The sequence below is a fragment of the Streptomyces sp. NPDC002403 genome, assembly GCF_053593015.1.
Genome location: NZ_JBSFBQ010000001.1, coordinates 142,173 through 168,780, shown reverse-complemented (window position 1 = coordinate 168,780; position 26,608 = coordinate 142,173). Strand labels below are relative to the sequence as shown.

The following is a 26,608-nucleotide window of genomic DNA, read 5'->3' as shown; positions in this document are numbered from 1 at the left end:
CGGACTCAGTTGGCGTTGAGGAGCTTCAGCTCCGGGTGCGCCGTGCCGCCCTCGATGGCGGTGGAGGAGATATGCGAGACCACGCGCTCGTCGACCGGGTCGTTCGCCGGGTCGTCGTGCACGACGAGGTGCTCGTACGTGGTGGCGCGCTGGGCCGGCACCCGGTCCGCCTTGCGGATCAGATCGATGATCTCCAGGCGGTTGGAGCGGTGCTTGGCACCGGCCGAGGAGACGACGTTCTCCTCCAGCATGATCGAGCCGAGGTCGTCGGCGCCGTAGTGCAGCGAGAGCTGGCCGACCTCCTTGCCGGTGGTCAGCCAGGAGCCCTGGATGTGGGCGACGTTGTCGAGGAAGATCCGGGCGATGGCGATCATCCGCAGGTACTCGAAGAGCGTGGCCTGCGTCTGCCCCTTCAGCTTGTTGTTCTCCGGCTGGTACGTGTACGGGATGAAGGCGCGGAAGCCGCCGGTGCGGTCCTGCACGTCGCGGATCATCCGCAGGTGCTCGATGCGCTCGGCGTTGGTCTCGCCGGTGCCCATCAGCATGGTGGAGGTGGACTCGACACCGAGCCGGTGGGCGATCTCCATGATCTCCAGCCAGCGCTCGCCGGACTCCTTGAGCGGGGCGATCGCGGTACGCGGCCGGGCCGGCAGCAGCTCGGCGCCGGCTCCCGCGAAGGAGTCGAGACCGGCGGCGTGGATGCGCTGGACGGCCTCGTCGACGGAGACCTTGGAGATCCGGGCCATGTGCTCGACCTCGGAGGCGCCCAGCGAGTGGATGACCAGCTGCGGGAACGCCTTCTTGATCGCGGAGAAGTGCTCCTCGTAGTACTCGACGCCGTAGTCCGGGTGGTGCCCGCCCTGGAACATGATCTGCGTACCGCCGAGCTCGACGGTCTCCGCGCAGCGGCGCAGGATGTCGTCGAGGTCGCGGGACCAGCCCTTGGCGGTGTCCTTCGGCGCGGCGTAGAAGGCGCAGAACTTGCAGGCCGTGACACAGACATTCGTGTAGTTGATGTTGCGCTCGATGATGTACGTCGCGATGTGCTCCGTACCGGCGTAACGGCGGCGGCGTACGGCGTCGGCGGCCGCGCCCAGCGCGTGCAGCGGCGCCGAGCGGTAGAGGTCGAGCGCCTCCTCCGGAGAGATCCGACCGCCCTCGGCGGCTCGGTCGAGGATGGGCTGGAGGTCGGCCTTCTCGGTCACCGGGCTGTCACCTTTCGGCGGTTTTTCAACGGATCTACGGACCGGCTCAGCGTACGCCAGCCCCTTGCGGGGTCAGCCGCCGGACCGGCTCAGCGTGCCGTACGGCAGGCCCGCGCCCCGCTCCTCGGACCGGAAACGCAGGGTGCCGTCGGCGGCCCGGGTGAAGTGGACGTCGGTGGTGGTGGAGGTGCACAGGGCCGGGGTGCTGGGCCGGTCCGGGTCGACGCGTTCGTGGAGGGTCACTTCCTCGGGGGTGCCGGAGGTGAGGCTGGCGACGCTGTTGCAGCTGACGGTGACCCCGAGGCTGGTGAGCTCGGTGTTCATCCGGACCACGTCCGTGCCCGTCTTCCCCGCGGTGAAGACGGCGGTGAGCGTGCCGTGCGGCTCACCGGTGGTCTTCTCGGTCACCGGGCCCTTCCAGGTGCCGATGAACTCCTTCGGGAGTCCGGTGATCCCCTCCGGGCTCGCCGTGCCCGTGTCCGTGGGCTGCGAGGGCCGGGCGGACGGGGTGGCGGCGGGCGGGGTGCTGCCGGCGTTGCCGTGCTCGGCGCTGTTCCGGCCGCCGCCGCCCGGCATCAGGTCGAAGAGGAACGCGCCGCCCACGGTCACGGCGGCGAGCGCGCCCGCCACCGCGAGGGCGACGGTGCAGCTCAGCCTCCGGCCCCGGTCCGCATCCGGCCGGGCCGGGCCGGAGTCCGTGCCGACGGTGACGGAGAAATGGGGGTCGGACGCGCGTGGTCCGGGCAGCCCGGACGCGTCGGCCCGCGACGCCCCCGCCGTCCTGGCCGACTGGGCCGCGCCCGCGGTCGCGGGCCACGAGGGCAGGACGCCCGGGTGGGAGAGCCGGGTCGGGTCGTGCGTGGGGAAGGGCTCGGCCGGCGTCCCGAACCCGCCGCCCACACCTCCGGTCCCGGCCCCGTTCGCCCCGTTCATGTCGGTGGCGCCGACGGCGCCCCACGCCGCGCTGCTGAACGGCACCGGCCCCGACTGCGCCGGCACGTCCTGCGGCTCCAGGTCCAGCAGCGCGACCGCCGCCTGGCTGACCTCGCGCACCAGCGGTCCGGGCAGCCAGCCGGCCGCCACCAGCGCGGCGGCGCCGCCCGGCGCCAGCCGCCGGGCCAGCTCCATGGGCGTGGGCCGGTCCTCGGGCTCCTTCTCCAGGCACCCGGCGATGAGCTCCCGCAGGTCCCCCTCCAGCTCCCCCAGTTCGGGCTCCTCGTGCACCACCTTGTAGAGGAGTACGGCCGAGGAGTCGCCGAGGAAGGGAGCGGTGCCGGTCGCCGCGTAGGAGAGCACCGCGCCGAGCGAGAAGACATCGGCCGCACCCGAGATGTCGGTACCCCGGATCTGTTCCGGCGCCATGTAGCCGGGCGAGCCGACCGAGACCCCGGTGGAGGTGAGCGAGGCGGTGGCGCCGATGGCATGGGCGATCCCGAAGTCGATCAGCCGGGGGCCGTCCAGGGCCAGCAGTACGTTGGACGGCTTCACATCGCGGTGGATGACGCCCTGCCCGTGCACCGCGGCCAGTGCCTCGCCGAGTCCGGCGCCCAGTGTCCGTACCGCGTTCTCGGGCAGCGGCCCGTGCTCGGCGACCGCGGCGGAGAGCGGCGGGCCGGCCACGTAGCCGGTGGCGACCCAGGGAATGGGCGCATCCGGGTCGGCGTCCAGAACGGGGGCCGTCCATTGCGCGCCGATCCGCCGTGCCGCGTCCACTTCGCGGCGGAAGCGCGCACGGAACTGCTCGTCGAGAGCGAAATGCGGGTGCACGACCTTGACCGCCACGGTGCGCCCGCCGGCACTGCGCCCCAGATAGACCCGGCCCATGCCGCCCGCACCGAGCCTGCCGAGCAATCGGTAGGCACCGATGCTCAGCGGTTCGCCGGCTTCCAGCGGCTGCATATGGACTCCCCCTGTGGACCGGCCTGACCTCCGACCGAAGCCTAGGGGGCGAAGGTCATCGGGTCACAGGGGAAACCATCCGCCTATTTCGCTCCTAAGGGAACGAACAACAGCTTTCGACACAACAAAAGGCGTGAATGCGTCGTTCACCCGAGCGATTCCGGGTTCCGGCCGGGGCACACCGCGGGCACCATCGGGGAATCGGCTATTCGAGACGTAATAACCCGAATCGAGGCCGGACCGGCGGAAACCGGGAGAAGGAACGGGAGATGCCGGGGAAGCCGGGAGAAGGGCGGGGAAGGATTAAGGGCCCGAAGAAGCCCCGCCCCGAGAAGCCCGGCCGAAGAAGTACAGGATTCACCTATATCCCGCATATCCCGGCCCCGCCCCGGCCCGCCTCGCGGTCAGCCGCCGAGCAGCTCGACCTTCACGTCCGCCGGGAAGCCGGTCGTCGGACCGACCCGGCGCGCGAACTCCCGCACGCCCGCCAGCTGGTCCGGGCCGAAGCGGAAGTCCAGGGTCGTGAAGTACCGCTCCAGCACCTCCGAGTCGAAGGCCTCCCAGCGCGCCGCCTGCTCCGCGACCTTGGTGACCTCCTCCAGGGAGAGGTCCCGCGAGGCCAGGAATGCCTCGTGCGCCTTGTTCACGTGATGGGGCTCGGCCGCCAGGTAGTCCTTGCGGGCCGCCCAGACCGCGAAGACGAACGGCAGCCCGGTCCACTCCTTCCACATCTGGCCCAGGTCGTGGACCTGGAGGCCGAGCCGCGGCGCGTCGTGCAGGTTGGCGCGCAGCGCGGCGTCGCCGATCAGCACGGCGGCGTCCGCCTCCTGCATCATCAGGCCGAGGTCCGGCGGGCAGGTGTAGTAGTCCGGTTCGACCCCGTACCGCTCGGCGAGCAGCAGCTGGGCCAGGCGTACGGAGGTGCGCGAGGTCGAGCCGAGCGCCACCCGGGCCCGGTCCAGCTGGTCCAGCGGCACCTGCGACACGATCACGCAGGACATGACGGGCCCGTCGCAGCCCACCGCGATGTCGGGGAAGGCGACCAGGTCGTCGGCGTTGCGCAGGAACTCCACGAGCGTGACGGGGCCGATGTCCAGATCGCCCCTGATCAGCTGCTCGCTGAGCTTCTCCGGGGTGTCCTTCGAGAGCTCCAGGTCGAGCAGGGTCCCGGTGCGTGCCAGGCCCCAGTACAGGGGGAGGCAGTTCAGGAACTGGATGTGGCCGACGCGCGGCCGGCTGCGACGGCCGTCGCCTGCGACGGTTGAGACGGTTGAATTGTCCACATCGCGAGGCTAGACCCGTGGCGCGATCCGCACGGCACCGGGGGCGCGGGGCGCGCCCTGCCTCACCCCCGGGAGCCCGCATCCCGCCGTACGGGAACGAGGGCGCCGCCCCGGCCGGTCCGGAACCGCTTCCGAAGCGTCCCGAAGGCGTTCTCCGTACCCCTGGAAGTCGCCTTCGCGACACCCTCCGGTACGCCCACTTCGTCAGCTCATCGGCACGGCAATCAAACATCCGGGTGAAGTGATCTTTCCCTCTACCGTTCGATACACGCTGCGTGCTAGGCTCGACGCAAGTTGCAGTTTGGTTTCCCTTGCAGTACAGAGCCTGCGGAGCATGTAACCCGCAGGCTTTTGTAGTTTTCAGACTTCTTTGCAGGTTCTGGAGCAGGGCAACCCTTTGGCCCAAGGAGGGCTTATGGCTACCGGAACCGTCAAGTGGTTCAACGCTGAAAAGGGCTTCGGCTTCATCGCCCAGGACGGCGGCGGCCCGGATGTCTTCGTCCACTACTCCGCGATCAACGCGTCCGGGTTCCGCTCCCTCGAGGAGAACCAGGTCGTGAACTTCGACGTCACTCAGGGACCCAAGGGTCCGCAGGCTGAGAACGTCACCCCGGCCTAGTTGCCCGGGTCGGCCGATCGCGGCCGGCTAGTAGTACCCAAGGAGCCCCGCTCCTCCGCTTCGGCGGGGAACGGGGCTCCTGCCTTTTCCGTTCCTCCTCATCTTCCGACACCCGCCTTTTCGTCCGGTTCCCCGGCCGCGGGACCGCGGCGCTTGACCTTGACACCGCGTGAAGGGGTGCGCTGGGAGACATCATGTTCACCATCGGAGACTTCGCCAGGTACGGGCGGGTGTCGGCCCGGATGCTGCGTCACTACGACGCCATCGGGCTGCTGCACCCCGACCGCACCGACCCCGCCACCGGCTACCGCTTCTACGGCGCCGCCCAGCTCGCCCGCCTCAACCGCGTCATCGCGCTCAAGGATCTCGGCTTCACGCTCCAGCAGGTGCGGGCCATCCTCGACGAGCAGGTGGGGCCGGAGGAGCTGCGCGGGATGCTGCGGCTGCGCCAGGCCGAGCTGGAGGAGGCCATGAGGGCGGCGGCCGCACGGCTGGCGCAGGTCGAGGCGAGGCTCCGGTCGATCGAGAGCGAGGGACGCATGTCCGTGGACGATGCCGTCGTCAGGAATGTCGCCGCCGTACGGGTCGCCGAGCTGGCCGGCACCGCGGCGAGCTATGAACCGGAGGACATCACTCCGGTGATCGGTCCGCTGTACGACCGGCTCTTCCCGCTGCTGGACGGCACGGGCGTCGGCCCGAGCGGGCCGGGGATCGCGTACTACGAGGACGCCCCGGAAGGCGGCGGCGCCGTCGTCGTCCACGCCGGGGTCACGGTGTCCGCCCCGGTCGGCCCGCTGGGCGACACCGGGATCACGGTGGTCGAGCTGCCCCCGTTCGAGGCGGCGACCATCGTCCACCGGGGTTCCATGGACGGCGTACTGCCGACGTCCCAGGCCCTGGCCCGCTGGATCGACGCCAACGGCTACCGGTCCGCGGGGTACGCCCGCGAGGTCAGCCTGGAGTGCCCCGAGGACCGGGACAAGTGGGTGACGGAGCTCCAGGAGCCGGTCGTCAGGATCTGACCCGCTCCGGACGCCTGCCGGGGGAAAGAACGTGACACCCGATGCCTGAAGTGTCACGTTCTTCCCTGATCCGGCCTGATCCAAACGAGAGGCCCTAGTGCCCTCCGCCGGACCCCGCCCACAGTCCGTCGTCCGTCAGTCCCAGCAGATCGATCGCGTTGCGGCGCACGATCCGGTCCACCACATCGGCGTCCAGATGCCCCATCTGCGCCTCTCCGACCTCGCGCGACTTGGGCCAGGTGGAGTCGGAGTGCGGGTAGTCCGTCTCGTACAGGACGTTCCCGACGCCGATCGAGTCCAGGTTCTTGAGCCCGAAGGCGTCGTCGAAGAAGCAGCCGTAGACGTGCTCGGCGAACAGCTCCGACGGCGGGCGGTGGACCTTGTCGGCGACGCCGCCCCAGGCCCGGTTCTCCTCCCAGACCACGTCGGCGCGTTCGAGGATGTACGGGATCCACCCGATCTGCCCCTCCGCGTACATGATCCGGAGGTTCGGGAACCGCTCGAACTTGCCGCTCATCAGCCAGTCGACCATCGAGAAGCAGCAGTTGGCGAAGGTGATGGTGGATCCGACGGCGGGCGGGGCGTCGGCCGAGGTGGACGGCATCCGCGAGGACGAGCCGATGTGCATCGCGATCACCGTCCCCGTCTCGTCACAGGCCTGCAGGAAGGGATCCCACTCGTCCGTGTGAATCGACGGCAGTCCGAGATGCGGGGGTATCTCGGAGAACGCCACCGCTCGCACGCCGCGCGCCGCGTTGCGCCGGACCTCCTCGGCGGCCAGCCGGGCGTCCCAGAGCGGGATCAGGGTGAGCGGTATGAGCCGGCCCCGCGCCTCGGGCCCGCACCACTCCTCGACCATCCAGTCGTTGTACGCGCGCACTCCGAGCAGCCCCAGCTCGCGGTCCTTCGCTTCGGTGAAGGTCTGGCCGCAGAAACGCGGGAAGGTGGGGAAGCAGAGCGCGGACTGGACGTGGTTGACGTCCATGTCCGCGAGACGTTCGGGCACCGAGAACGAACCCGGACGCATCTGCTCGTACGTGATGATCTCCAGCTTGATCTCGTCCCGGTCGTAGCCGACCGCGGTGTCGAGCCGGGTGAGCGGGCGGTGCAGATCCTCGTACACCCACCAGTCGCCGATCGGCCCGTCATCGCCCTTCGCACCCATCACGGGCGCGAACTTCCCGCCCATGAAGGTCATTTCCTTGAGCGGTGCGCGGACGATCCGCGGGCCGCGGTCGAGGTACTTGGACGGGAGCCGGTCCCGCCAGACATGAGCGGGCTCCACCGTGTGGTCGTCCACCGAGATGATCTTCGGGAAGGTCTCCATGTTCTCCACGGTAGCGCCGATCTGACGAACCGTCAGTAATCTCGACCGGACCCCGTTCCTCAATCGTTGTCGAGGGCTTGTGCAGAGAGTCACCCACTGCTGACGTGCCTGCCCAAGACAAGGCAGACTGTTGAGCGCGATACCAGCGGTACCGAGCAATCCGGATCCACCCGCCCCGGACCGGCACATGGGCGGGCATATCCAGGCAGGCAGCGACAGCACGATGGGCGACACCGGCGGGGCGAGCAGGGCAGGGGGCAGCAATGGACCGTGACCACGGGTCACACGTGCGTGTTCCGGAGCAGCGCGCTCCGCATCAGCGGTCGGCGGGCAGCGTCGATCTGCGTTTTTCCGTGCTCGGTCCGGTACGGGCACGGCGGGACGGCGAAGCGCTGCCGTCCGGTTCGCCGCAGCAGCGGGCCCTGCTGGCTGCGCTGCTCCTGCGCGACGGCCGCACGGCCACCGCCGCCGAACTCATCGACGCCATCTGGGGCGACGAGCCGCCCTCGCAGGCGCTCGCCGCCATACGCACCTATGCCTCCCGGCTCCGCAAGGTCCTCGACCCGCAGACGCTGGTCAGCGACGCCGGCGGATACGCGATCCGGGCCGGCCACGACGCCCTCGACGTGACGGTGGCCCAGGAGCTGGCGGCCGAAGCGGACAAGGCCCGCGCGTCCGGCGACCGCGCCCAGGCCCGGACCCTCCTCAACAAGGCGCTCGGGCTGTGGGACGGCGAGGCCCTGGCCTCCGTGCCCGGACCGTACGCCGAGAACCAGCGCACCCGGCTGGAGGAGTGGCGGCTCCAGCTCACCGAGACCCGCCTGGACCTGGACCTGGAGGTCGGCTGCCACGCGGAGGCGGTCTCCGAGCTGACCGCGCTCACCGCCGCGCACCCCCTGCGGGAACGGCTGCGCGAACTCCTGATGATCGCCCTGTACCGCAGCGGCCGTCAGGCCGAGGCGCTGGCCGTCTACGCGGACACCCGCCGGCTGCTCGCCGACGAACTGGGCGTCGACCCGCGCCCCGAGCTCGCCCAGCTCCAGCAGCGCATCCTGCGGGCCGACGAGGAACTCGCCCGCCCCGCGGACGAACCGGCCCCGGCTCCCGCGCCGGTGCGCCCCGCCCAGCTCCCGGCCACCGTCCCGGACTTCACCGGCCGCGCCTCCTTCGTACGCGAACTGGGCAACCGGCTGGCGACCGCCGAGGGTTCGGTGATGGCCGTCTCGGCGCTGGCCGGCATCGGCGGCGTCGGCAAGACCACCCTCGCCGTACACGTCGCCCACCAGGCGCGCCAGCACTTCCCGGACGGGCAGCTGTACGTGGACCTCCAGGGCGCGGGCGCGCGGGCGGCGGAGCCGGAGACGGTCCTCGGGGCGTTCCTGCGCGCGCTGGGCACCGCGGACTCGGCGATCCCCGACTCCCTGGACGAACGCGCCGCCCTGTACCGCTCCACGCTCGACGGCCGCCGCATCCTGGTCCTCCTCGACAACGCCCACGACGCGGCGCAGGTCCGTCCCCTGCTCCCCGGCACCGCGGGCTGCGCGGCGCTGATCACCAGCCGCGTCCGGATGGTCGACCTGGCCGGTTCCCATCTGGTCGACCTGGACGTGATGTCCCCCGAGGAGGCGCTCCAGCTCTTCACCCGCATCGCGGGCGAGGAACGCATCAACTCGGAGCGCGAGGCCGCCCTGGACGTGGTCGCCGCCTGCGGCTTCCTCCCCCTGGCCATCCGCATCGCCGCCTCCCGCCTGGCCGCCCGCCGCACCTGGACGGTCTCCGTCCTGGCCGCCAAGCTCGCCGACGAACGCCGCCGCCTGGACGAGCTCCAGGCGGGCGATCTCGCGGTGAAGGCCACCTTCGAACTCGGCTACGGCCAGCTGGAGCCCGCCCAGGCCCGCGCCTTCCGCCTCCTCGGCCTGGCCGACGGCCCCGACATCTCCCTCGCCGCGGCGGCGGCCGTGCTCAACCTGGAGACCCACGCGGCGGAGGACCTGCTGGAGGCACTGGTGGACACCAGCCTCCTGGAGTCCGCGGCCCCCGGCCGCTACCGCTACCACGACCTCGTGCGCCTCTACGCGCGTTCGTGCGCCGAGCGCGACGAGGAGCCCCAGGAGGAGCGGGAGGCGGCGCTGTCGCGGCTGCTGGACTTCTACCTGGCGACGGCGGCGGGGGTGTACGCGCTGGAGCGGCCGGGGGACCGCACGGTCAGCCATCTGGAGCCCACCGGGTACAAGGGGCTTTCGTTCACCAAGCATGAGCATGCGCTCGACTGGCTCTACTCCGAGGCCAGTCCCCTCCTGGCATGCGCCCAGCAGTCAGCCGCTGCCGGAGCCATCCGCCGCAGCGTGGATCTACTGATGGCCTCCAAGGACCTTGCGGAGTCGGGCGCCAACTCCCGCCAGTTCGAGTCGGTGGCCACAGCGGTGAGGGATGCCGCGGCATCTGCGGGCGACCCTCGCTCCGAGGCCCGGGCGCGGACGACGCTCGCCCAGGTGCACAGCACCGCCGGCCGTTTCGACCAGGCCGACGACGAAGCACGCAGGGCCATGCAGCTCGCTCCGTCGACCGACGATGTGTGGACCCACTGCAATGCCCCGAACGAACTGGGAATCATCGCCGGGTACCGTAACCGGCTCGATGAAGCCGAGGCCCTTCTCCAGCAGACCATCGCCGCGTTCCGGGCCGACGCCAATCAGCCGGGCGAAGCAAGCGCCCTGTGCAACCTGTCCCGGGTCCATCTGGCCATAGGGCACACGACGAGTGCGGTGGAACTCGCCAGCGAGGGCGTCGCCCTCTACAACCGCATGGGGCTCACGCTGCGGCTGGCCAACGGTCGCTACGCCCTGGGCCTCGCACTGGCCCGGGCCGGTCGGCAGGACGAAGCCCAGGACCGGCTGTCCGAAGCGCTCTCCGTCTTCAGGGACAGCCGGCAGAGGCTGTGGGAAGGCATGACTCTCTTCCGTCTGGCCGAGGTCCATCTCGACGCGGGGCGGTCCGCCCGGGCCGCCGGCCTCGCCGAGCAGGCACTGACGGTGTTGCTGCACGTAGGGGGTGAGTGGCGTCGCGCCAACGTGCTGACCGTGCTGGGGAGGGCTCTTCAGGGCATCGGACAGGCAGATCGTGCCAAAGTGTGCTGGCAGGAGGCCCTTTCGGTCTTCGATCAGCTGAAAGCCCCTGAAGCCGAGGCCGTCAAGCGTCTGCTCGGTCCTGTCTCTGCCCCTCGCAGGAGCTGACGAGCGTTCATCATTCGTTTATCGCCCACTGACACTCTCGTACCTGTCGATGCGTCGCGTCGGGGGGCAGACGAGTCGGCAGTCGGAACAGAGCACTAAGGTGAACGGCTCTGAGCAGCCCGTCCGGCAGCCCACGGGGGAGCAGCTGGACGGGTTTCGCCGCCTATTCATGCACCGAGCAACGGAGTTCACGACATGAGTGACGACAAGAAGATTCAGGTGCCGACGCCCGGCACGACGGGTGACACCAAGCCCGCGGACAGCCACATGACGAGCGAGCCCGCGATCAAGCCGCTGGACAGCCACATGACCGGCGAACCCAAGATCAAGCCCATGGACAGCCACATGACCGGCGAACCCGAGATCAAGCCCATGGACAGCCACATGACCGGGGCGGATCCGCGCTGATACCGCACATCGACGGGGGTACGGGGGAGCGGCCGCGGCGGCGCGGAGGGGGAGCCGTCGCGGCCGCTGCGTGTCCGCGCGCATGCGATCAGCGCAATCGCACCAACGTTCGACCGCTTCCTGCCGGAGGGGTACCGGCATCGCCCCCCCCTTTCACTGGCATCGCTTCACGTCCAGATGCTCGCTCCCATCACAGGAGTCGGAACAACCCGCACAAAAAAGACGCTCGTCGCCGCCGCGTTCACCGTGCCCTCGGCCTCGGCGCAGCCACCCCGGTGTCGGCCGACACGCACGCGACCAGCGACACCCACGCCACCGTGGTCACCCCGCGGGACGACACCCACGCCGACTGAGCCGCACCCGCACTACGAGTGGCCCACCCGATGCAAGAACTGCGACGTGAGCGGCGCACCGGTACTCAACAGCGAGCGACTCGCACAGGCGGTTCAGCGAGGCCGGGAGTTCCAGAGATGGCTGGGGGCAACCCTCGACGCCGACCTCCCTGTCATTACCTCGGCCGCCGTGCTCGTCGAAGAAGGACAGCAGGCTACTCACCGCAGGTCACCGCCGTGTGGCGGCGGAGAAAGTCCGACGTTACGCGACAGAAACTGACCACGGGCACAACCGAACCCCGTCCTGTGCACCCGTTACAGCTTCCGGATCAGCGCCGCCGGGCGGCTTCACACCTACCCCCCAAGCGTCGAATCACCGCTCGATCTCGCAGCGCCCCAGCCCCGCCGCACATTATGGCGAGCTGTCGCACATGCTCGTATCCTGTGCGGCATGGACAGCGAAGAGCACGACCGGGACACCCGGATCACCGTCCGCGATCTGCAGCGGAATGCCGCCGCCGTACTCGTGCGACTGGAACACGGGGAGACCTTCACCGTCACCCGTCACGGCCGGACCGTGGCACGGATAGTGCCTCCGGATCCGGCCGAGGAAGCGATCAACCAGGCTGTCGCCGACGGGCTCATCGATCTCACGGAGCTCAGCCGCGCGCGCACCGCCACACAGACAGCACGCATGCGGACCGCGCCTTCTGCCGTCGGTGACATGCCGCTCGCACAGGCTCTGGAGGAGCTGCGCGACGACCAGGACGGAGGCGACGGGTGCTGATGCGTTTCATCTATCTGGACACGTCCGCCGCGCTCAAGCTCTTCAAGGAGGAAGCCGAGACCGTGGCACTCAAGGCGTGGCTCTCCACCCACGGCTCCGCCACCGTCCTCACCTGCGACCTCACTCGCACCGAGGTCGGGCGCGCTCTGCACGCCGTCGGAGCGAGCGCTGATGTCACCGCCGAGGCCGAGGAGTGGCTCGACGAAAGTGCCCTCGTGCGAATGCCACCCCTCCTCTTCGACCGTGCCGGACAGCTGTCCCCAGGCAACCGCCTCCGCTCGCTCGATGCGCTGCACCTCGCCGCGGCGCAAGGGCTGGGACAGGCCCTCGTCGCCTTCGTCGCATATGACAAACGGCTCATCGAATCCGCACTGTCGCTGAGGCTGCCCGTCGAGAGCCCCGGAGCGTCCTGAACCTCAGCCCGCCCGTCCCCGCAGCTCCCCCTTCACCACCTTGCCGCTCGCGTTGCGCGGCAGCTCGGTCACGAACTCCACCGCCCTGGGGACCTTGTAGTTCGCCATCTCGCGGCGGGACCAGGCGATCAGGTCGTCCGCCGTCAGCGTCGCGCCCGGCCGCCGCACCGCGTACGCCTTGCCCACCTCGCCGAGGCGGGGGTCGGGGACGCCGATCACCGCGACGTCGGCCACGTCCGGGTGCAGGCCGAGGAGCTGTTCTATCTCGGCCGGGTACGCGTTGAAGCCGCCGACGATGAACATGTCCTTGATCCGGTCGGTGATCCGCAGGTTGCCCGCCTCGTCGAGGACGCCCACGTCGCCGGTGCGGAGCCAGCCGTCGGGGGTGATCGCGGCGGCCGTGGTCTCCGGGTCCTCGAAGTAGCCCTGCATCACGTGGAAGCCGCGGACCAGCACCTCGCCGGGCAGGCCGGGGTCGGCCAGGACGCAGATCTCGGTGTCCGGGATCGCCCGGCCGGACGTCGAGGCGATCGTCCCGGCGGGGTCGCCGCGGCGGCACATCGTGACGATGCCGCTCGCCTCGGAGAGGCCGTACGCGGTGAGGACGGTGGTGATGCGGAGCTCGGTGCGCAGGCGTTCCACCAGTTTCAGCGGGACCACCGCCGCGCCCGTCACCACCAGGCGCAGGGCGGAGAGGTCGTGGGCGGAGCGCGCCGGGTGGTCCAGGAGGGACTGGTGGAGGGTGGGCGGGCCGGGCAGCACCGAGATGCGTTCGGCGGCGATGTTGGCCAGGACCGTGTCCACGTTGAAGACCGGTTGCGGGACCATCGTGGCGCCCCGCATCAGGCAGGCGATGATGCCAGCCTTGTAGCCGAAGGTGTGGAAGAACGGGTTCACGATCAGATAGCGGTCGCCCTCGCGCAGATCCGCCAGCTCGCTCCAGATCGCGTAGCAGCGCAGCGTCTGGGCGTGGGTGATGACGGCACCCTTGGGCCGGCCCGTGGTGCCCGAGGTGTAGATGATGTCGGAGGGGGCCGAGGGGGCGATCGCGTCGGCCCGGGAGCGTACCGCCGCGCCGGAGACTCCCTCCCCCGCCGCCAGGAAGTCCTTCCAGGTGACGTAGTCGTCGGGGGCGGCGTCCGCCAGCACCACCACCGTCTCCAGGCAGGGGAGTTCGGCCCCCGCCCGGCGCAGCGACGCCACGTACGAGGTGCCGAGGAAGGTGCCGGTGACGAAGAGGAGCTTCGCCCGGCTGCGTTGCAGGATGTACGCCGCTTCGCTGCCCTTGAAGCGGGTGTTGAGGGGGACGAGGACCGCGCCGGCCGTCACCGCCCCCAGCGCCGAGACGATCCAGTCCAGGGTGTTCGGGGCCCAGACCGCGACCCGGTCCCCCGGCTCGACGCCCGAGGCCATGCACGCGGCGGCGGCCCGCTCCACGCGCTCGCCGAGTTCGGCGTACGAGATCCGGGTGCGGCCCTCGACGACGGCCTCCCGGTCCCCGTACCGCCGCGCCGCCGCCCGGACCAGCTTCGGGATGCTGCCCCACTCCTCGTCGCCGCGCATCGTTCGCCTCCCTGACGCAGTAGCTGACTATCCGTCAGATTAGCTGTAGCCTCAGCCGCTGTCAGCAGTCATGACGGCCTGGGAGGTGGCGGTGACGGCACTCAAGGACGCGACGGCGATAGCCGGCATAGGACAGACGGCCTTCGCGAAACAACTGCCGGAGTCCGAGAAGACCTTGGCCTGCCGGGCCATCGTCGCGGCGCTCGACGACGCGGGCATCGCCGCGTCGGAGGTGGACGCGTTCGCCTCGTACACGATGGAGGAGACCGACGAGGTCGAGGTCGCCAAGGCGATCGGGGCGGGCGATGTCACCTTCTTCAGCAAGGTGGGGTACGGGGGCGGCGGCTCCTGCGCGACGATCGCGCATCTCGCCGCCGCGGTGGCGACGGGGCAGGCGGGCGTCGGGGTCGCCTGGCGGTCGCGGAAGCGGGGTTCGGGGCCCCGGCCCTGGAAGAACACCGCCGTGCAGCTGCCCACCCCCGCCCAGTGGACCCGCCCGTACGGGCTGCTGCGGCCGGCCGACGAGATCGGGATGCTGACCCGTCGGTACATGCACGAGTACGGGGCGACCCGCGACCACCTCTTCAACGTCGCCCTCGCCTGCCGCAACCGCGCCAACCAGAACCCGGACGCGGTGATGTACGAGCGGCCGCTGACCCGCGACATGTATATGACCTCGCGCTGGATCAGCGAGCCGCTCTGCCTCTTCGACAACTGCCTGGAGACGGACGGGGCGCTGGCCTGCGTCATCGTCTCCGCGGAGCGGGCCCGGGACTGCCGGCAGAAGCCCGTCTACATCCACTCCGTCGCCCAGGGGCTGCCCGCCCAGCACCACGGGATGGTCAACTACTGGAACGACGACCCGCTCAGTGGGCCCGCCTGGACGGCCGCCCGGCAGCTGTGGAAGCAGGCCGACTTCGGCCCGGACGATGTCGATGTGGCGCAGATCTACGACGCGTTCACCCCGCTCATCCCGCTCTCCCTGGAGGGATACGGCTTCTGCGGGCGCGGCGAGGGCGCCGCGTTCACCGAGGGCGGGGCGCTGGAGAGCGGCGGGCGGCTGCCGATCAACACCGGGGGCGGCGGGCTCAGCGAGGCGTATGTGCACGGCTTCAACCTGATCAACGAGGGCGTCAAGCAGCTGCGCGGCGTCTCCACCGCCCAGGTCCCGGACGCCGGGACGTGCCTGGTCACCGCCGGTGAGGGCGTGCCCACGTCCGCCGTACTGCTGAGGAGTTGAGGAGTTGACCGGCATGGATGGACTGCTGCTGCCCGTCGTGGACGAGGACGACGCCCCCTTCTGGGAGTACGCGGCCCGCGGCGAACTCCGCGTCCAGGCGTGCGCCGCCCAGGAGTGCGGACGGCTCCGCTTCCCGCCCCGGCCGTGCTGCCCGCACTGCCAGTCCTTCGAGAGCGAGTGGCGGCCGATGAGCGGACGCGGCCGCATCTGGTCCTACGTGCTGCCGCATCCGCCGCTGCTGCCCGCGTACGCCGCGCAGGCCCCGTACAACGCCGTCGTGGTCGAGCTGGCGGACGCGCCGCGGATCCGGCTGGTGGGGAATGTGGTGAGCGGTCCGGACGCCCCGCTGGACTCGGTCGATCCGGGGCGGCTGCGGATCGGTGCCCCGGTGCGGGCGGTGTTCTGCCCGGCCGGTCCCGGGGTGACCCTGGTGCGCTGGCTGCTGGAGCGGTGAGGGCGATGGCGTTGCGCACGGAGACGGACAAGGAGACCGGGGTCGCGCTCGTCACCCTCGACCGGCCCGCCAGACTCAACGCGATCGACCTGGCCACGGCCACCGAACTGGCCGCCGTCTGGAGGGCGTTCCGCTTCGACGACGGGGTGCGGGCGGTGGTCCTCACCGGTGCGGGCGGCCGGGCCTTCTGCACGGGGATCGACCGGGACGTGGACGTGCCGCAGCCCTCGTCCCCGTACACGATCGACGATCCGCTGCTCACGATCGGGCCGAAGGCCAACGACCTGTGGAAGCCGGTGATCGCGGCCGTGGAGGGGATGGCCTGCGGCGGGGCGTTCTATCTGCTGGGCGAGGCGGAGTTCGTGATCGCGTCCGAGGAGGCGACGTTCTTCGACCCGCACACGACGTACGGCATGGTCAGCGCGTACGAGGCGATCTCCATGGCGCAGCGGATGCCGTTCGGCGAGGTGGCCCGGATGTCGCTGATGGGGACCGCCGAGCGGGTCTCGGCCCGTCGTGCGTACGAGACCGGGCTGGTCAGCGAGGTGACGGCGCCCGGCGGCGCGGTGGACGCGGCGCTGCGGGCGGCGGGCGTGATCGCCTCGTACCCGACCGGGGCGGTGCAGGGGACGGTGCGGGCGGTGTGGTCCGCGCGGGAGGCGGCCAGGGCGCAGGCCATGGCCCACGCCCCGCACCTCATCGCACTCGGCAATCTGCCGCCGGAGCGGCAGGCCGAACTGTTCCGGGGTCGGGGCGCGGGCGAATTCCGGACACGCTGATGGACCGCCCGGGGGCCGGCCGACGGACCGGCAGGTCGGTGGGTCAGTAGCTCATCTCGGCTTCGACGCGGCACTTCTTCACCTTGGAGACCTTGCGCGGGCTGTCCATCGGCACGGAGAGGGTCACGGTCTGGCCGCCCTCGGCGTCCACGGTGGTGTAACCGGTGTCGACGGTCTTGCCACGTGCGTCGAGGAAGGTCACGTCGACCGTGTACGTGTGGGAGCCGGAGGCGTTGGCGGTGAGCCTGACGGCGGAGGTGGTGACGGCCTTGCGCTTGCCCTTGCGGGGCTGGGCGCAGCGGAAGACGTACGCCCGGGGCGCGTCGGACGCCGTGGCGCTCGGGGTCTGCGTCGCGTAGTCCGTACCGCCGGAGGAACTGCTCGACGAGTCGTAGTCATCGTCGTCGTAGTCGCTGCTGTGGTAGCTGCCGTTGCTCTTCTTGGAGTTGGAGCAGCCACCGCCGCTGCTGCTGCTCGACCCGTGGCTCTTGCTCTTGCCGCTGCGGCCGCCGTGGCTGGAGGTGGAGAAGCCGGTGAGGGCGAGAACCACCACGACCAGTACCGCGGAAAGCTTTATGTGCTGCCGCATCATCGATGCAGCCCCCCTTGTGTTGTTGTCCATTTCTGCAGTTGTCGAACGACCGTGCGTCACGGTAGCTCAAGGTGGCGAGGGCCAGGGCCCCGGCGTAGCGTCGAGGCCGAGAGCGGTGCAGAGCTGTGACGCCGGTCCGCGCACGCGCAGGAGGCCGATGATGATCCGCAACGTCCTGGGCTCGGTGCTCGCTCTCGCCGGAGCGGCGGCCGCCGTGCTGAGCCCCTTCCGTGACTGGTACGACGGTCGCCTCGGGCGTCACTACCGGATCGAGGAGCTGTTCACCGGCATCGGACCGGGCCGGCCCGGTCCGCTGGGCTCGATCCTGCTCGCGTTCCTCTTCGCCGCCCTGCTGACGGTGGCCGGTGTGGTGCTGCGGTCGCGGCTGCTGGTGGCGGCCGCGGGTGTGGTGGTGCTCGGGTTCACCGTGCTGTGGATGGTGCGCCAGGGGCAGGCGCTGGGCAGTCTGGCCGTCGCGGGCGACGGTTCCGGGCTGCGGTGGGGCGTGGCCGAGGCGGCTGCGGGCGGGGTGCTGCTGCTGGTGGGTGCGGCGGTGATGTCCGGGCGGCGGCCCGCTCGCGCGACACACGACCGGCCGTACGCGGCGCCCGGATCGGAGAACCCGGACACCTGGCCGCCGACGCAGGAACCGGGGCCGTCCGTGCAGACGAGCACGCTGCCGGAGCCCGAGCCGGAGCTGTACACGGGGCCGGACCCGGCGGCCCACCACCCGGACGCGGGCCCGGACAGGGGCCCCGACGAGGACGGGCGCCCACGCCGCTGAGGCCCGTCGCGGCGCCTACGTCCTGGCCCGGCCGCCCGTACCCGTGCCCTTCAGAGCGTCCAGCGCGTACACGCAGCGGTCCTTGCTGCACGCGTACACGACGCCGCCCTGCGCCACCGGCGACCCCGTGATCTCGCCGCCCGTCGCCAGCTTCCAGCGGAGCTGGCCGCCCGCCGCGTCCAGGGTGTACAGGACGTGGTCGGCGGAGCCGAAGTGGACCCGGCCGTCGGCGACCACCGGGGCGCCCACCACCTCGCCGCCCGCCGCGAACCGCCACTTCGGGGTGCCGGTGACCGCGTCGAGCGTGTACAGCGCGCTGCCGCTGCCGACATGGACGTTCCCGGCCGTCACCAGGACCGGTTCGATCGACTGGCGGGCCTCCGTGGCGATGCGCCAGCGGTCCTTGCCGGTCGAGGCGTCGATCGCGTACACCGTGCCGAGGTAGTCGGCGAGGTACACACCGCCGCCGGTGACGGCGGGGCCGGGCGCGAAGGCGGGCGGGGAGAGGAAGACGGCGGGCGACTCGAAGTGCCAGCGCACATGCCCGGACACGTTGTCCACGGCCAGGACCCGGGCCCCGGCGCTGACGTAGACGAAGCCGTCCGGGGCCGCGGTCACCCGGACCGGCACACCGCCGCAGGAGGCCGCGTCGCCGATGGGGTACGACCAGCGCTCGATGCCGGTACGGGCGTCGACGGCGCGCAGCCGGGCGTTCTGCCAGAGGTAGACCGTGCCCTCGTGGACCACGGGGCCGGCCTCCGCCGTCTCGAAGTCGGTCTGCACACCGCCGCTCTCCCACAGCTTCTCGCCCGTGGAGGCCTCCCAGGCCTGGACGCCGCCGCCCCGGGTGCCGGTGACGACGGTGCCGCGGTCGGCCTTGAGGGAGTAGACCCAGGCGTCCGTCTGGAGCCGCCACCGCTCGGCGCCGGTCGCCGCGTCCAGGGCGTACAGGGACGGCCCGTCGGAGGCGTGGATGCGGCCGCCCTCGACGGCCATCACCCAGGCGACGTCCCGGGTCTTGAACCGGCGGCGCCCGTTGCCGACGTCCAGGGCGTGCACCTCGAACGACGTGACGTAGAGGAGGTCCCCGGCGACGACGGGGGTGCCCCAGACGTCGTTGGACATCCGGAACCGCCAGGGCCGCCAGCGGTCCGGGCCGGGCGGGGGCTCCGGCGGTTGCGCGGGTCCGGGCACGGGGGCGGCCGGGACGGAGCCGTTCACCCCGGCGGGCGGGCGCACCCAGCCGGTCGCGGGGCCGGCGTCCGCGGTGGCCGTGGCGGCGGCCCGTACGTCCTGGGCGCGCGGGCCGGGGCCGATCGGCACCTTCGCACCGGGCAGCCGCACCGGACCGCCCGCGTCGGGCGCGGAAGCCGGGCCGGGCCGCGGTCCGGCGGCCGGGGAGCGCAGGTCACCGCCGCTGCGCCAGGCGGCGTCCCGCTCGGGGCCCGGCGGCTGCGGGGGCGGCGGCGGCACCGGGGCGGGCGCGGCGGTCTTCCGGCCGCCGCGGCGCTGCTCGATCATCGCGGTGGCGGAGGTCGGCAGCCACGCGGAGGCCGTACCGCTGTCGTCGCCGCCGGAGGCGAAGAGATGCGGGGCGAGCTGGGCCTGGAGGTCGGCGGGGGTGGGTCGCAGCCCGGCGTCCATCTGCATGCAGGACTCGATCAGCGGCCGCAGTTCGCCGGGCAGGCCCTCCAGGTCGGGGCCCTCGCGCAGCAGCATGAAGACCGTCTCGACGGGGTTGGCGCCGTGGAAGGGCGCATGGCCGGTGGCGGCGAAGACGAGGGTGGAGCCGAGCGAGAAGATGTCGCTGGCGCCGGTGACGCTGCGCGAGTCCCTGGCCTGTTCGGGCGACATGTAGGCGGGCGTGCCCACGGCGACGTTCGTCATGGTCAGCCGGGTGTTGGAGACACCGGACGCGATCCCGAAGTCGATCACCCGGGGGCCGTCCTCGACCACGAGCACGTTCGACGGCTTCATGTCGCGGTGGACGAGCCCCGCTCCGTGGATCGACTGCAGTGCCTCCGCGATACCGGCGGCCAGCCAGCGCACCGCCTGGACCGGCATGGGCCCGCACTCACTCACTATCTCTTCCAGCGAGGGCGCCGGCACATAGGCGGTGGCCAGCCACGGCACGGCGGCGCGCGGGTCGGCGTCCACCACCGCGGCCGTGTAGAAGCCGCTGACGGCGCGGGCGGCCTCCACCTCGCGCGTGAAGCGGACCCGGAACAGCTGGTCCTCGGCGAGCTCCGTGCGGACCGTCTTGATCGCCACGCGCCGGCCCGAAGCCGAGCGGGCGAGATAGACCAGCCCCATGCCGCCGGCCCCGAGCCGTCCCAGCACCTCGAACGGGCCGATCCGCCTCGGGTCGTGCTGCGTCAGCTGCTCCACCACTTGCCCTGCCACCTCCCCGTACGGACCTCAGGAACAGAAGCCCGCGAAAACCCGCCCTGTACGGCGTCTCACCACTGGGCACCACCCGGCGGTGCGCACCCCCGATTCTTCCTGGCTGAGGCCCTGGTTGCGAACCCGGGGGCGGATCGGGGTGTCACAGCTCACTCTGCCCCGTTCTCGGACACAGGGGGCTGAAGTACGGCGAAGACGGCGCCCTGATCGTCCTGGAGGACCGCCATCCGCCCGTACGGGATGTCGAACGGCGGCGCGGAGATCCGGCCGCCGAGGCGTACGGCGTGCCCGGCCGCGCTGTTGCAGTCCTCGACGGCGAAGTAATCGAGGAAGTAGCTGGGCAGCTCCGCCGGGAAGGCGTCGGTGATGACGCTGCGGCCGCCGACCGCGGTGTCCGGGCCGGGCTCGGTGCCCGCCGGGGACCACATCCGGAAGGCGGGAACGGGCCCGGCCGCGCCGGATCCGCCGGATTCGGCGTCCGAGCCGGGTCCGGTGTCCGAGCCGGGTCCGGTGTCCTGGGCGAGGTCGGTCTCCTCGGCGAGGTCGGTGCCCTGGAAGCCGAAGACCTCCTCGTAGAAGGCGTCCACCCGGTCCTTCCGGCGGGTGTGGACCTCGGTCCAGCAGAAGGAGCCGGGCTCGTTCTGCTTCTGGAAACCCTCGCGGTCACCGGCCTGCCAGAGCCCGAAGACCGCTCCGCCGGGGTCGGCCGCCTGGGCGAGGACTCCGGCCCGGCCGGCCCGGACCGGCTCGGTGATCACCTGGCCGCCCGCCTCCCTGATCCGGGCGACGGACGCGACGATGTCGTCGGTGGCGAAGTAGATCCCCCAGGCGGTGGGCATCCGGCCGTCCTGCTTGGCGGCGAGCGCGGCGACGAGCTTCCCGCCGCTGTAGGCGTCCGCGTACGGTCCCTCGCCGGCCCGGAAGGTCCAGCCGAACAGCTCGCCGTAGAAGCGCTTACCCGCTTCCAGGTCGGGAAGCTGCACATCCACCCAGCACGGCGCGGATCGCGCGAATGCGGCCATGGGCCCGGGTCCTTCCGTGATCACGCGTCGCTCGCGATTCATGGCAGTGACGCTCGTCACAGCAAACGTAACCGCGGGTCGCGTTCGTCGCGCCCCGACCCGTCATCATCGAACTGATTTTCGATAAATCTCGACGGATGACTTCGATGCTCACGGCATCACGGAAAGTTATCCACCGAAGTTATCCACAGGCTGTTGATAAGATTTATCGCTCCGTGGTTCAGCTCAGGGGCGCATACGTCGAAATCCGGCCACTCCCCCCACCGTGTCTGCGGTGATCCCCATTTGCAGTCGGCCGAATCGCGCTCCGATCACCCCTCGGTAAGCTGACGGCATGACAGGACAAGTGCGCACCGTCGACGGCCGCGTGGCCGGTCGACGCGGACAGGCGACGCGGCAGAAGCTGCTCGACTGCCTCAGCGAGATGCTCAGCTCCTCACCGTACCGGGACGTCAAAGTCATCGACGTCGCCCGGAAGGCGGGGACTTCACCCGCGACCTTCTACCAGTACTTCCCCGACGTCGAGGGCGCCGTCCTCGAGATCGCCGAGGAAATGGCCAAGGAGGGCGCCGGGTTGACCGAACTGGTCGCCGGCCGCTCCTGGGTCGGCAAGGCCGGCTGGCAGACAGCCGAAGAACTGGTCGAGGGATTCCTCGACTTCTGGCGGCACCACGACGCGATCCTGCGCGTGGTCGACCTCGGTGCGGCCGAGGGCGACAAGCGGTTCTACAAGATCCGCATGAAGATCCTGAACTCGGTCACCAACTCCCTCACCGATTCGGTGAAGGAGCTCCAGGCCAAGGGCAAGGTCGACAAGGAGGTCAGCGCCGCGGCGATGGCGGGCTCGCTGGTCGCGATGCTGGCCGCCGTCGCCTCGCACCAGAAGGGCTTTACGACCTGGGGCGTGAAGCAGGCCGAACTCAAGCCGAACCTCGCCCTGTTGGTGCATCTGGGCATCACCGGCAGGAAGCCGACGAGGTAGCACCGGCGCCGACGGCCCCACCCCCACCGGGGTATCGCGCGGCCGTCCCGGGCGCCCCAGGTCCTGTCTCACCGACGGCGGGCCACGCATGTGGTCCGCCGTCGGTGCACCCGGACCGTGTCGGGATCCGCCACGTCCAGGCGTCGCCCCGCTCAGGAGCCGCCGCGCACGCGCAGTCTGAAGAGCCGGATCTCCCGGTCGACCCGCTCCTGGTAAGTCGCGTAAGGCGGCCAGAACTTCAGCGCCGCCCGCCACACCTCGTCCCGCTCGGCACCCTCCAGCAGCGTGGCGTGCACCGGAATGTCCCGGCCCTGCCAGTTGACGACCGCCTCGTCGGGACCGGCCAGCAGATTCGCGGTCCAGGCCGGGTGCCCCGTACGGCCGAAGTTGCTGCCGACCAGAATCCAGCTCTGCTCCGCCCCGCCCTCGGGCATGCAGGCCAGCGGAGTGGTTCTGAGCTGCCCGCTCCTCGCCCCCGGCACCGTCAGGATCAGCCCCGGCAGCATCCGGGAGCTGAGCAGCACCTTGCCGCGGGTGAGCCGGTGCACCGTACAGTCCATGGCGGGGACGACATGCGGGGCGATCCTCGCGAACGCGCGGGTGGAGGAGACCTTCTGGATCAGCCGTACGCCGGGCGCCATCAGACCGCCGCCCTTCCGGCCGGCCCCGAAACAGCCGGCTCCCTCGCCGATCCCGCGAACAGCCCGGCCCGCTGCGCCGCGTGGTCGCGGAGCCCGTGGACGGGGCCGAAGAGCAGTTCGTCGGCCGCGGCCCGCTTGAAGTACAGATGCGCCTCGTGCTCCCAGGTGAAGCCGAGCCCGCCGTGCAGCTGGACGGCCTCGGCGGTGGTGGTCCGGAGCGCCTCCAGCGCCTGGGCGAGGGCGAGCCCCCCGGCATCGGCCGGGTCCCAGGCCGCGTAGTACGCCGCGGAGCGGGCCGCCTGCACCTGTACGTACAGGTCGGCGAGGCGGTGCTTCACGGCCTGGAAGGAGCCGATCGCCCGGCCGAACTGCTCGCGCGCCCCGACGTATTCGACCGTCCGCTCCAGCGCGCTCGCCGCCGCCCCCACCGCCTGGGCGGCGAGCAGCGCGGCAGCCGGGTGACCGGCCGAGGCGAGGGCGCCGGTGATGTCCACGGTGTCGTCGGCGCCGAGGAGTTCGGCCTCGGTGTCGCGGAGTTCGATCCGGGCCTGTGTGCGGGTCTCGTCGAGCGAGGTGAGCCGGGTGCGGACGGCTCCTGCCGCCGTGTCCGGGCGGACCAGGAACAGGAGCGTACGGCTGCGCGGGAAGCCTCCGGCGTGGGCCGCGACCAGGAGGAGCCCGGCGCTGTGCCCGTCGAGGACCTGGGCGGCCTCCCCGTACAGCCGCCAGCCCCGCGCACCGGCGACCGGCCTGGCCTGCATGCCACCCGCCCGGCCGCCGCCCGCCCAGGTGCCGTCGGCGGGGTCGGCGGTGAGACCGAGGGCGGTGGCGAGCGAACCGCCGGGGACGGCCAGGGTCGCGGTCAGCTCACCGGCCGCGATGCGCGGCAGCAGGGCGGTGCGCTGGGCGTCGGTGCCGAGTGCGGCGATCAGGGGCGCGGCGAGCGCGGCGGTGGCGATCAGGGGCGAGGGCAGCAGGGCGCGGCCCGTCTCCTCGCAGGCGACGGCGAGCTCGGTGAGACCGCAGCCGACGCCTCCGTACTCCTGCGGGAGGGCGAGACCGGGCAGCCCGAGGTCCTGGGCGAGGCGCCGCCACAGCTCCGCGTCGTACCCGTCGGCGGTGCGCACGGCGTTCCTGACGTCGTCGGGTGTGCAGTGCGCGGCCAGCAGTTCGCGCAAGGTGCGGCGGATCTCGTCCTGTTCCGCGGTGAAGGCGGCATCCATCGACGGACTCCTTCCCCTCAGGGGCCGGAAACCCCTGATCTGACGGTGCGTCATGCTAGGGCCGAATCCCCGAGATGCACAGAGTCGCGCACGGGAGGTGACGGAAGACCCCCGCCCCACCGGACAGTGCCCCCGCATCCAGATCTGATGTACCGTCAGATTCATGCCTTCTTCCCACCGCAAGGTCGCTGTCGTCGGCATATCCCTCGCCGACTGCGGGCGCGTCGAGACGGCCACGCCGTACGCCCTGCACGCCCAGGCCGCCCGTCGGGCGCTGGCCGACTCGGGGCTGGACCGGTCCGTCGTCGACGGTTTCGCCTCCGCCGGACTCGGCACGCTCGCCCCGGTCGAGGTCGCCGAGTACCTGGGCCTGAAGCCGACCTGGGTGGACTCCACCGCGGTCGGCGGCTCGACCTGGGAGGTGATGGCGGCCCATGCCGCGGACGCCATCGCGGCGGGGCACGCCAATGCCGTACTGCTGGTGTACGGCTCGACGGCGCGCGCGGACATCAAGGCGGGCCGCCGGACCTCCAACCTCTCCTTCGGGGCGCGCGGCCCGCTCCAGTTCGAGGTGCCGTACGGGCACTCGCTGATCGCCAAGTACGCGATGGCCGCCCGCCGCCACATGCACGAGTACGGGACGACCCTGGAGCAGCTCGCCGAGGTCGCGGTCCAGGCGCGGGCGAACGCGGCGGCCAACCCGGACGCGATGTTCCGGGACCCGGTCACGGTGGACGAGGTGCTGTCGGGGCCGATGATCGCGGACCCGTTCACCAAACTGCACTGCTGCATCCGCAGCGACGGCGGCTGCGCGGTGCTGCTGGCCGCCGAGGAGTACGTACCGGACACGGCGAAGGCACCGGTGTGGATCCTCGGCACGGGCGAGCACGTCTCGCACTCCACCATGTCCGAGTGGGACGACTTCACGGTCTCCCCGGCGGCGGTCTCGGGCCGCCTGGCGTTCGAGCGGGCCGGGGTGCGGCCCGCGGACATCGATCTCGCCGAGCTCTACGACGCGTTCACCTACATGACGCTGGTGACCCTGGAGGACCTGGGTTTCTGCGCCAAGGGCGAGGGCGGCGCGTTCGTGGAGAAGGGCCGGACCGGGCTCACCGGCGAGCTGCCGGTGAACACCGACGGCGGCGGCCTGTCCGCCTGCCATCCCGGGATGCGCGGGCTGTTCCTGCTGGTGGAGGCGGTACGCCAGCTGCGCGGCGAGGCGGGCGGACGCCAGGTGCGCAAGGCGGGCGGCCGGCTTCCGGAACTGGCGGTGGCATCGGGGACGGGCGGCTGGTTCTGCTCGTCGGGGACGGTGGTGCTGGGGCGGGGGTGAGCAGGCGGGGCTCCGTGGCCGGCCGGTATCAGGCCCATGCGCCGGGGCCGGGGACCGCGCCGGGCGGCGATCACCGGTGCCACCGGTCCCGACCGCCCCGTACCGGCCATGCGCTGCAATGGGGGCATGACCGACGCACATCAGAGCTTCCTGGACCTGCTCCATGCCCAGCGTGTCTGGGACGTGGACCTCCCCGGCTTCGATCCGGCCGCCGCGCCGCCCACCCCGCTCGCCCTCTTCCACCGCTGGTTCGCCGAGGCGGTGGCCGCCGGGCAGGTGGAGCCGCACACGATGTCGCTGGCCACGACGGACGACGAGGGGCACCCCGATGTGCGGACGCTGATGCTGCACGACGCGGACGAGCGCGGCTGGCACTTCGCCACCCACCGCACCAGTGCGAAGGGCCGCCAGCTCGCCGCCCGGCCCTACGCGGCGCTCGGCTTCTACTGGCCGGCGCAGGGCCGGCAGGTACGGGTGCGGGGGCCGGTCACCGCGTGCGCGCCCGACGAGAGCCTCGCCGATCTGCACGCCCGCTCGACCGGTGCGCTGGCCTCGGCGCTGACCGGCTCGCAGAGCGAGGTACTGGGCTCGCTGGAGGAGCTGACCCGCACCGCCGACGCCGCCTGGGAGCGGGCCCGGTCCGAACCGGACGCAGAGGTCGCGAGCTGGACCCGGTACGTGGTCGGGGCGCGGGAGGTCGAGTTCTTCCAGGGCGACGCGGCGCGCAGGCACGTCCGGCTGCGCTACCGCGGGCGGGACGCGGCCTGGACCCGGGAACTGCTCTGGCCGTAGGGCCGGAGGCCCGCCCCGGCCCATGTCCGCCCGTGCCCGCACGGAACCTGCCGTACGGGCACGGCCCGGCGGCACGTCAGCCGAGGGTGATCGCCTGCACCGGGCAGACCCGGACGGCCTCCTTCACCGTGGCGCCGTCCAGGGCCTCCTCGTAACCGGGCAGCAGCTCGCTGAACCCGTCGTCGTCCTGGGTGAACACCTTCGGTGCGGTGAGCGCGCACTGGCCCGCGCCGATGCACCGGTCCTTGTCGATATTGATCCGCATTACGGCA

The 26,608-nt window shown here is 71.5% G+C and carries 24 protein-coding genes; 13 read left to right on the top strand and 11 right to left on the bottom strand.

The window, feature by feature from the left end; all coding sequences use genetic code 11:
* Nucleotides 1–5 precede the first annotated feature (5 nt).
* From mqnC to ACWCPY_RS00775, 3 genes are all read right to left on the bottom strand, one after another.
* Entirely contained in the window at nucleotides 6–1,205 is a 1,200-nt protein-coding gene (gene mqnC, locus ACWCPY_RS00785) for a cyclic dehypoxanthinyl futalosine synthase (protein WP_403766717.1), read from the bottom strand.
* A gap of 72 nt (nucleotides 1,206–1,277) precedes the next feature.
* Nucleotides 1,278–3,104: a serine/threonine-protein kinase gene (locus ACWCPY_RS00780; protein WP_451262159.1), complete on the bottom strand. Its 1,827-nt coding sequence runs from the start codon at nucleotides 3,102–3,104 to the stop codon at nucleotides 1,278–1,280.
* 404 nt (nucleotides 3,105–3,508) lie between these two features.
* Nucleotides 3,509–4,387, bottom strand: a complete 879-nt coding sequence (locus tag ACWCPY_RS00775) for a menaquinone biosynthetic enzyme MqnA/MqnD family protein (protein WP_451262158.1) — start codon at nucleotides 4,385–4,387, stop codon at nucleotides 3,509–3,511.
* Nucleotides 4,388–4,802: 415 nt separating this feature from the next.
* Between ACWCPY_RS00775 and ACWCPY_RS00770 the strand changes: the two genes are divergently transcribed.
* Nucleotides 4,803–5,006 (top strand): cold-shock protein, encoded by a 204-nt coding sequence (locus tag ACWCPY_RS00770; protein WP_003967102.1) that lies wholly within the window; start codon nucleotides 4,803–4,805, stop codon nucleotides 5,004–5,006.
* Nucleotides 5,007–5,200: 194 nt separating this feature from the next.
* Complete coding sequence (locus ACWCPY_RS00765) at nucleotides 5,201–6,028, top strand: MerR family transcriptional regulator (protein ID WP_451262157.1); 828 nt, start codon at nucleotides 5,201–5,203, stop codon at nucleotides 6,026–6,028.
* Between the two features lie 94 nt (nucleotides 6,029–6,122).
* Here ACWCPY_RS00765 and ACWCPY_RS00760 read toward each other — a convergent pair whose 3' ends face one another.
* A complete protein-coding gene (locus ACWCPY_RS00760; protein ID WP_451262156.1) occupies nucleotides 6,123–7,355 on the bottom strand; it encodes an amidohydrolase family protein in 1,233 nt (410 codons plus the stop codon).
* 263 nt (nucleotides 7,356–7,618) lie between these two features.
* On the opposite strand from ACWCPY_RS00760, the gene ACWCPY_RS00755 reads away from it, so the two are divergent.
* The 4 genes from ACWCPY_RS00755 to ACWCPY_RS00740 all read left to right on the top strand — a co-directional run bounded on the left by ACWCPY_RS00755 (nucleotide 7,619) and on the right by ACWCPY_RS00740 (nucleotide 12,528).
* On the top strand, nucleotides 7,619–10,588 hold the full coding sequence (locus ACWCPY_RS00755) for a BTAD domain-containing putative transcriptional regulator (RefSeq protein WP_451262155.1): 2,970 nt from the start codon (nucleotides 7,619–7,621) through the stop codon (nucleotides 10,586–10,588).
* 195 nt (nucleotides 10,589–10,783) lie between these two features.
* Nucleotides 10,784–10,996 carry a hypothetical protein gene (locus ACWCPY_RS00750; protein WP_451262154.1) on the top strand — a complete coding sequence of 71 codons (213 nt, stop codon included), beginning with the start codon at nucleotides 10,784–10,786 and terminating at the stop codon, nucleotides 10,994–10,996.
* A gap of 783 nt (nucleotides 10,997–11,779) precedes the next feature.
* Complete coding sequence (locus ACWCPY_RS00745) at nucleotides 11,780–12,115, top strand: type II toxin-antitoxin system Phd/YefM family antitoxin (RefSeq protein WP_451262153.1); 336 nt, start codon at nucleotides 11,780–11,782, stop codon at nucleotides 12,113–12,115.
* A complete protein-coding gene (locus ACWCPY_RS00740; protein ID WP_451262396.1) occupies nucleotides 12,115–12,528 on the top strand; it encodes a type II toxin-antitoxin system VapC family toxin in 414 nt (137 codons plus the stop codon). The genes ACWCPY_RS00745 and ACWCPY_RS00740 overlap by 1 nt, the downstream gene beginning before the upstream one ends.
* A gap of 3 nt (nucleotides 12,529–12,531) precedes the next feature.
* On the opposite strand, the gene ACWCPY_RS00735 is transcribed toward ACWCPY_RS00740, so the two are convergent.
* Complete coding sequence (locus ACWCPY_RS00735; RefSeq protein ID WP_451262152.1) at nucleotides 12,532–14,091, bottom strand: FadD3 family acyl-CoA ligase; 1,560 nt, start codon at nucleotides 14,089–14,091, stop codon at nucleotides 12,532–12,534.
* Between the two features lie 91 nt (nucleotides 14,092–14,182).
* Between ACWCPY_RS00735 and ACWCPY_RS00730 the strand changes: the two genes are divergently transcribed.
* From ACWCPY_RS00730 to ACWCPY_RS00720, 3 genes are read left to right on the top strand one after another with little or no spacing between them, the layout of a single operon-like run.
* Nucleotides 14,183–15,331, top strand: coding sequence for a lipid-transfer protein (locus tag ACWCPY_RS00730; protein WP_451262395.1), 1,149 nt, complete (start codon nucleotides 14,183–14,185; stop codon nucleotides 15,329–15,331).
* Nucleotides 15,332–15,344: 13 nt separating this feature from the next.
* Entirely contained in the window at nucleotides 15,345–15,785 is a 441-nt protein-coding gene (locus tag ACWCPY_RS00725) for a Zn-ribbon domain-containing OB-fold protein (RefSeq protein WP_451262151.1), read from the top strand.
* A gap of 5 nt (nucleotides 15,786–15,790) precedes the next feature.
* The gene (locus tag ACWCPY_RS00720) at nucleotides 15,791–16,564 is read left to right on the top strand and encodes an enoyl-CoA hydratase/isomerase family protein (protein ID WP_451262150.1); all 774 of its coding nucleotides are present in this window, start codon (nucleotides 15,791–15,793) and stop codon (nucleotides 16,562–16,564) included.
* Between the two features lie 43 nt (nucleotides 16,565–16,607).
* Here ACWCPY_RS00720 and ACWCPY_RS00715 read toward each other — a convergent pair whose 3' ends face one another.
* Nucleotides 16,608–17,156: a hypothetical protein gene (locus ACWCPY_RS00715; RefSeq protein WP_451262149.1), complete on the bottom strand. Its 549-nt coding sequence runs from the start codon at nucleotides 17,154–17,156 to the stop codon at nucleotides 16,608–16,610.
* A 160-nt stretch (nucleotides 17,157–17,316) separates the two neighbouring features.
* On the opposite strand from ACWCPY_RS00715, the gene ACWCPY_RS00710 reads away from it, so the two are divergent.
* Nucleotides 17,317–17,940, top strand: coding sequence for a hypothetical protein (locus tag ACWCPY_RS00710; protein ID WP_451262148.1), 624 nt, complete (start codon nucleotides 17,317–17,319; stop codon nucleotides 17,938–17,940).
* Between the two features lie 15 nt (nucleotides 17,941–17,955).
* Here the strand turns inward: ACWCPY_RS00710 and ACWCPY_RS00705 are convergent, their stop codons facing one another.
* Nucleotides 17,956–20,331, bottom strand: a complete 2,376-nt coding sequence (locus ACWCPY_RS00705) for an outer membrane protein assembly factor BamB family protein (RefSeq protein ID WP_451262147.1) — start codon at nucleotides 20,329–20,331, stop codon at nucleotides 17,956–17,958.
* Between the two features lie 161 nt (nucleotides 20,332–20,492).
* Nucleotides 20,493–21,365 (bottom strand): VOC family protein, encoded by an 873-nt coding sequence (locus tag ACWCPY_RS00700; protein WP_451262146.1) that lies wholly within the window; start codon nucleotides 21,363–21,365, stop codon nucleotides 20,493–20,495.
* Nucleotides 21,366–21,699: 334 nt separating this feature from the next.
* Here ACWCPY_RS00700 and ACWCPY_RS00695 point away from each other — a divergent pair, with 334 nt between their 5' ends.
* The gene (locus ACWCPY_RS00695; RefSeq protein WP_072485663.1) at nucleotides 21,700–22,347 is read left to right on the top strand and encodes a TetR family transcriptional regulator; all 648 of its coding nucleotides are present in this window, start codon (nucleotides 21,700–21,702) and stop codon (nucleotides 22,345–22,347) included.
* Between the two features lie 152 nt (nucleotides 22,348–22,499).
* On the opposite strand, the gene ACWCPY_RS00690 is transcribed toward ACWCPY_RS00695, so the two are convergent.
* Together ACWCPY_RS00690 and ACWCPY_RS00685 are read right to left on the bottom strand one after the other, a co-directional pair.
* Nucleotides 22,500–22,988 (bottom strand): nitroreductase family deazaflavin-dependent oxidoreductase, encoded by a 489-nt coding sequence (locus tag ACWCPY_RS00690; RefSeq protein WP_451262145.1) that lies wholly within the window; start codon nucleotides 22,986–22,988, stop codon nucleotides 22,500–22,502.
* Entirely contained in the window at nucleotides 22,988–24,211 is a 1,224-nt protein-coding gene (locus tag ACWCPY_RS00685) for an acyl-CoA dehydrogenase family protein (protein WP_451262144.1), read from the bottom strand. Before ACWCPY_RS00685 ends, ACWCPY_RS00690 begins: the two co-directional genes overlap by 1 nt.
* 163 nt (nucleotides 24,212–24,374) lie before the next feature.
* Between ACWCPY_RS00685 and ACWCPY_RS00680 the strand changes: the two genes are divergently transcribed.
* Nucleotides 24,375–25,544, top strand: a complete 1,170-nt coding sequence (locus ACWCPY_RS00680; protein ID WP_451262143.1) for a thiolase C-terminal domain-containing protein — start codon at nucleotides 24,375–24,377, stop codon at nucleotides 25,542–25,544.
* A 126-nt stretch (nucleotides 25,545–25,670) separates the two neighbouring features.
* Nucleotides 25,671–26,336: a pyridoxine/pyridoxamine 5'-phosphate oxidase gene (locus tag ACWCPY_RS00675; RefSeq protein ID WP_451262142.1), complete on the top strand. Its 666-nt coding sequence runs from the start codon at nucleotides 25,671–25,673 to the stop codon at nucleotides 26,334–26,336.
* Nucleotides 26,337–26,412: 76 nt separating this feature from the next.
* On the opposite strand, the gene ACWCPY_RS00670 is transcribed toward ACWCPY_RS00675, so the two are convergent.
* Nucleotides 26,413–26,601, bottom strand: a complete 189-nt coding sequence (locus ACWCPY_RS00670; RefSeq protein WP_451262141.1) for a ferredoxin — start codon at nucleotides 26,599–26,601, stop codon at nucleotides 26,413–26,415.
* Nucleotides 26,602–26,608: the final 7 nt, after the last annotated feature.

Coding starts and splice junctions, on each gene's coding strand:
- ACWCPY_RS00780 (WP_451262159.1), bottom strand. CDS start 3,104: ATGCAGCCGCTGGAAGCCGGCGAACCGCTGAGCATCGGTGCCTACCGA.
- ACWCPY_RS00770 (WP_003967102.1), top strand. CDS start 4,803: ATGGCTACCGGAACCGTCAAGTGGTTCAACGCTGAAAAGGGCTTCGGC.
- ACWCPY_RS00765 (WP_451262157.1), top strand. CDS start 5,201: ATGTTCACCATCGGAGACTTCGCCAGGTACGGGCGGGTGTCGGCCCGG.
- ACWCPY_RS00760 (WP_451262156.1), bottom strand. CDS start 7,355: ATGGAGACCTTCCCGAAGATCATCTCGGTGGACGACCACACGGTGGAG.
- ACWCPY_RS00755 (WP_451262155.1), top strand. CDS start 7,619: ATGGACCGTGACCACGGGTCACACGTGCGTGTTCCGGAGCAGCGCGCT.
- ACWCPY_RS00750 (WP_451262154.1), top strand. CDS start 10,784: ATGAGTGACGACAAGAAGATTCAGGTGCCGACGCCCGGCACGACGGGT.
- ACWCPY_RS00745 (WP_451262153.1), top strand. CDS start 11,780: ATGGACAGCGAAGAGCACGACCGGGACACCCGGATCACCGTCCGCGAT.
- ACWCPY_RS00740 (WP_451262396.1), top strand. CDS start 12,115: ATGCGTTTCATCTATCTGGACACGTCCGCCGCGCTCAAGCTCTTCAAG.
- ACWCPY_RS00735 (WP_451262152.1), bottom strand. CDS start 14,091: ATGCGCGGCGACGAGGAGTGGGGCAGCATCCCGAAGCTGGTCCGGGCG.
- ACWCPY_RS00725 (WP_451262151.1), top strand. CDS start 15,345: ATGGATGGACTGCTGCTGCCCGTCGTGGACGAGGACGACGCCCCCTTC.
- ACWCPY_RS00720 (WP_451262150.1), top strand. CDS start 15,791: ATGGCGTTGCGCACGGAGACGGACAAGGAGACCGGGGTCGCGCTCGTC.
- ACWCPY_RS00715 (WP_451262149.1), bottom strand. CDS start 17,156: ATGATGCGGCAGCACATAAAGCTTTCCGCGGTACTGGTCGTGGTGGTT.
- ACWCPY_RS00710 (WP_451262148.1), top strand. CDS start 17,317: ATGATCCGCAACGTCCTGGGCTCGGTGCTCGCTCTCGCCGGAGCGGCG.
- ACWCPY_RS00700 (WP_451262146.1), bottom strand. CDS start 21,365: ATGGCCGCATTCGCGCGATCCGCGCCGTGCTGGGTGGATGTGCAGCTT.
- ACWCPY_RS00695 (WP_072485663.1), top strand. CDS start 21,700: ATGACAGGACAAGTGCGCACCGTCGACGGCCGCGTGGCCGGTCGACGC.
- ACWCPY_RS00690 (WP_451262145.1), bottom strand. CDS start 22,988: ATGGCGCCCGGCGTACGGCTGATCCAGAAGGTCTCCTCCACCCGCGCG.
- ACWCPY_RS00685 (WP_451262144.1), bottom strand. CDS start 24,211: ATGGATGCCGCCTTCACCGCGGAACAGGACGAGATCCGCCGCACCTTG.
- ACWCPY_RS00680 (WP_451262143.1), top strand. CDS start 24,375: ATGCCTTCTTCCCACCGCAAGGTCGCTGTCGTCGGCATATCCCTCGCC.
- ACWCPY_RS00675 (WP_451262142.1), top strand. CDS start 25,671: ATGACCGACGCACATCAGAGCTTCCTGGACCTGCTCCATGCCCAGCGT.
- ACWCPY_RS00670 (WP_451262141.1), bottom strand. CDS start 26,601: ATGCGGATCAATATCGACAAGGACCGGTGCATCGGCGCGGGCCAGTGC.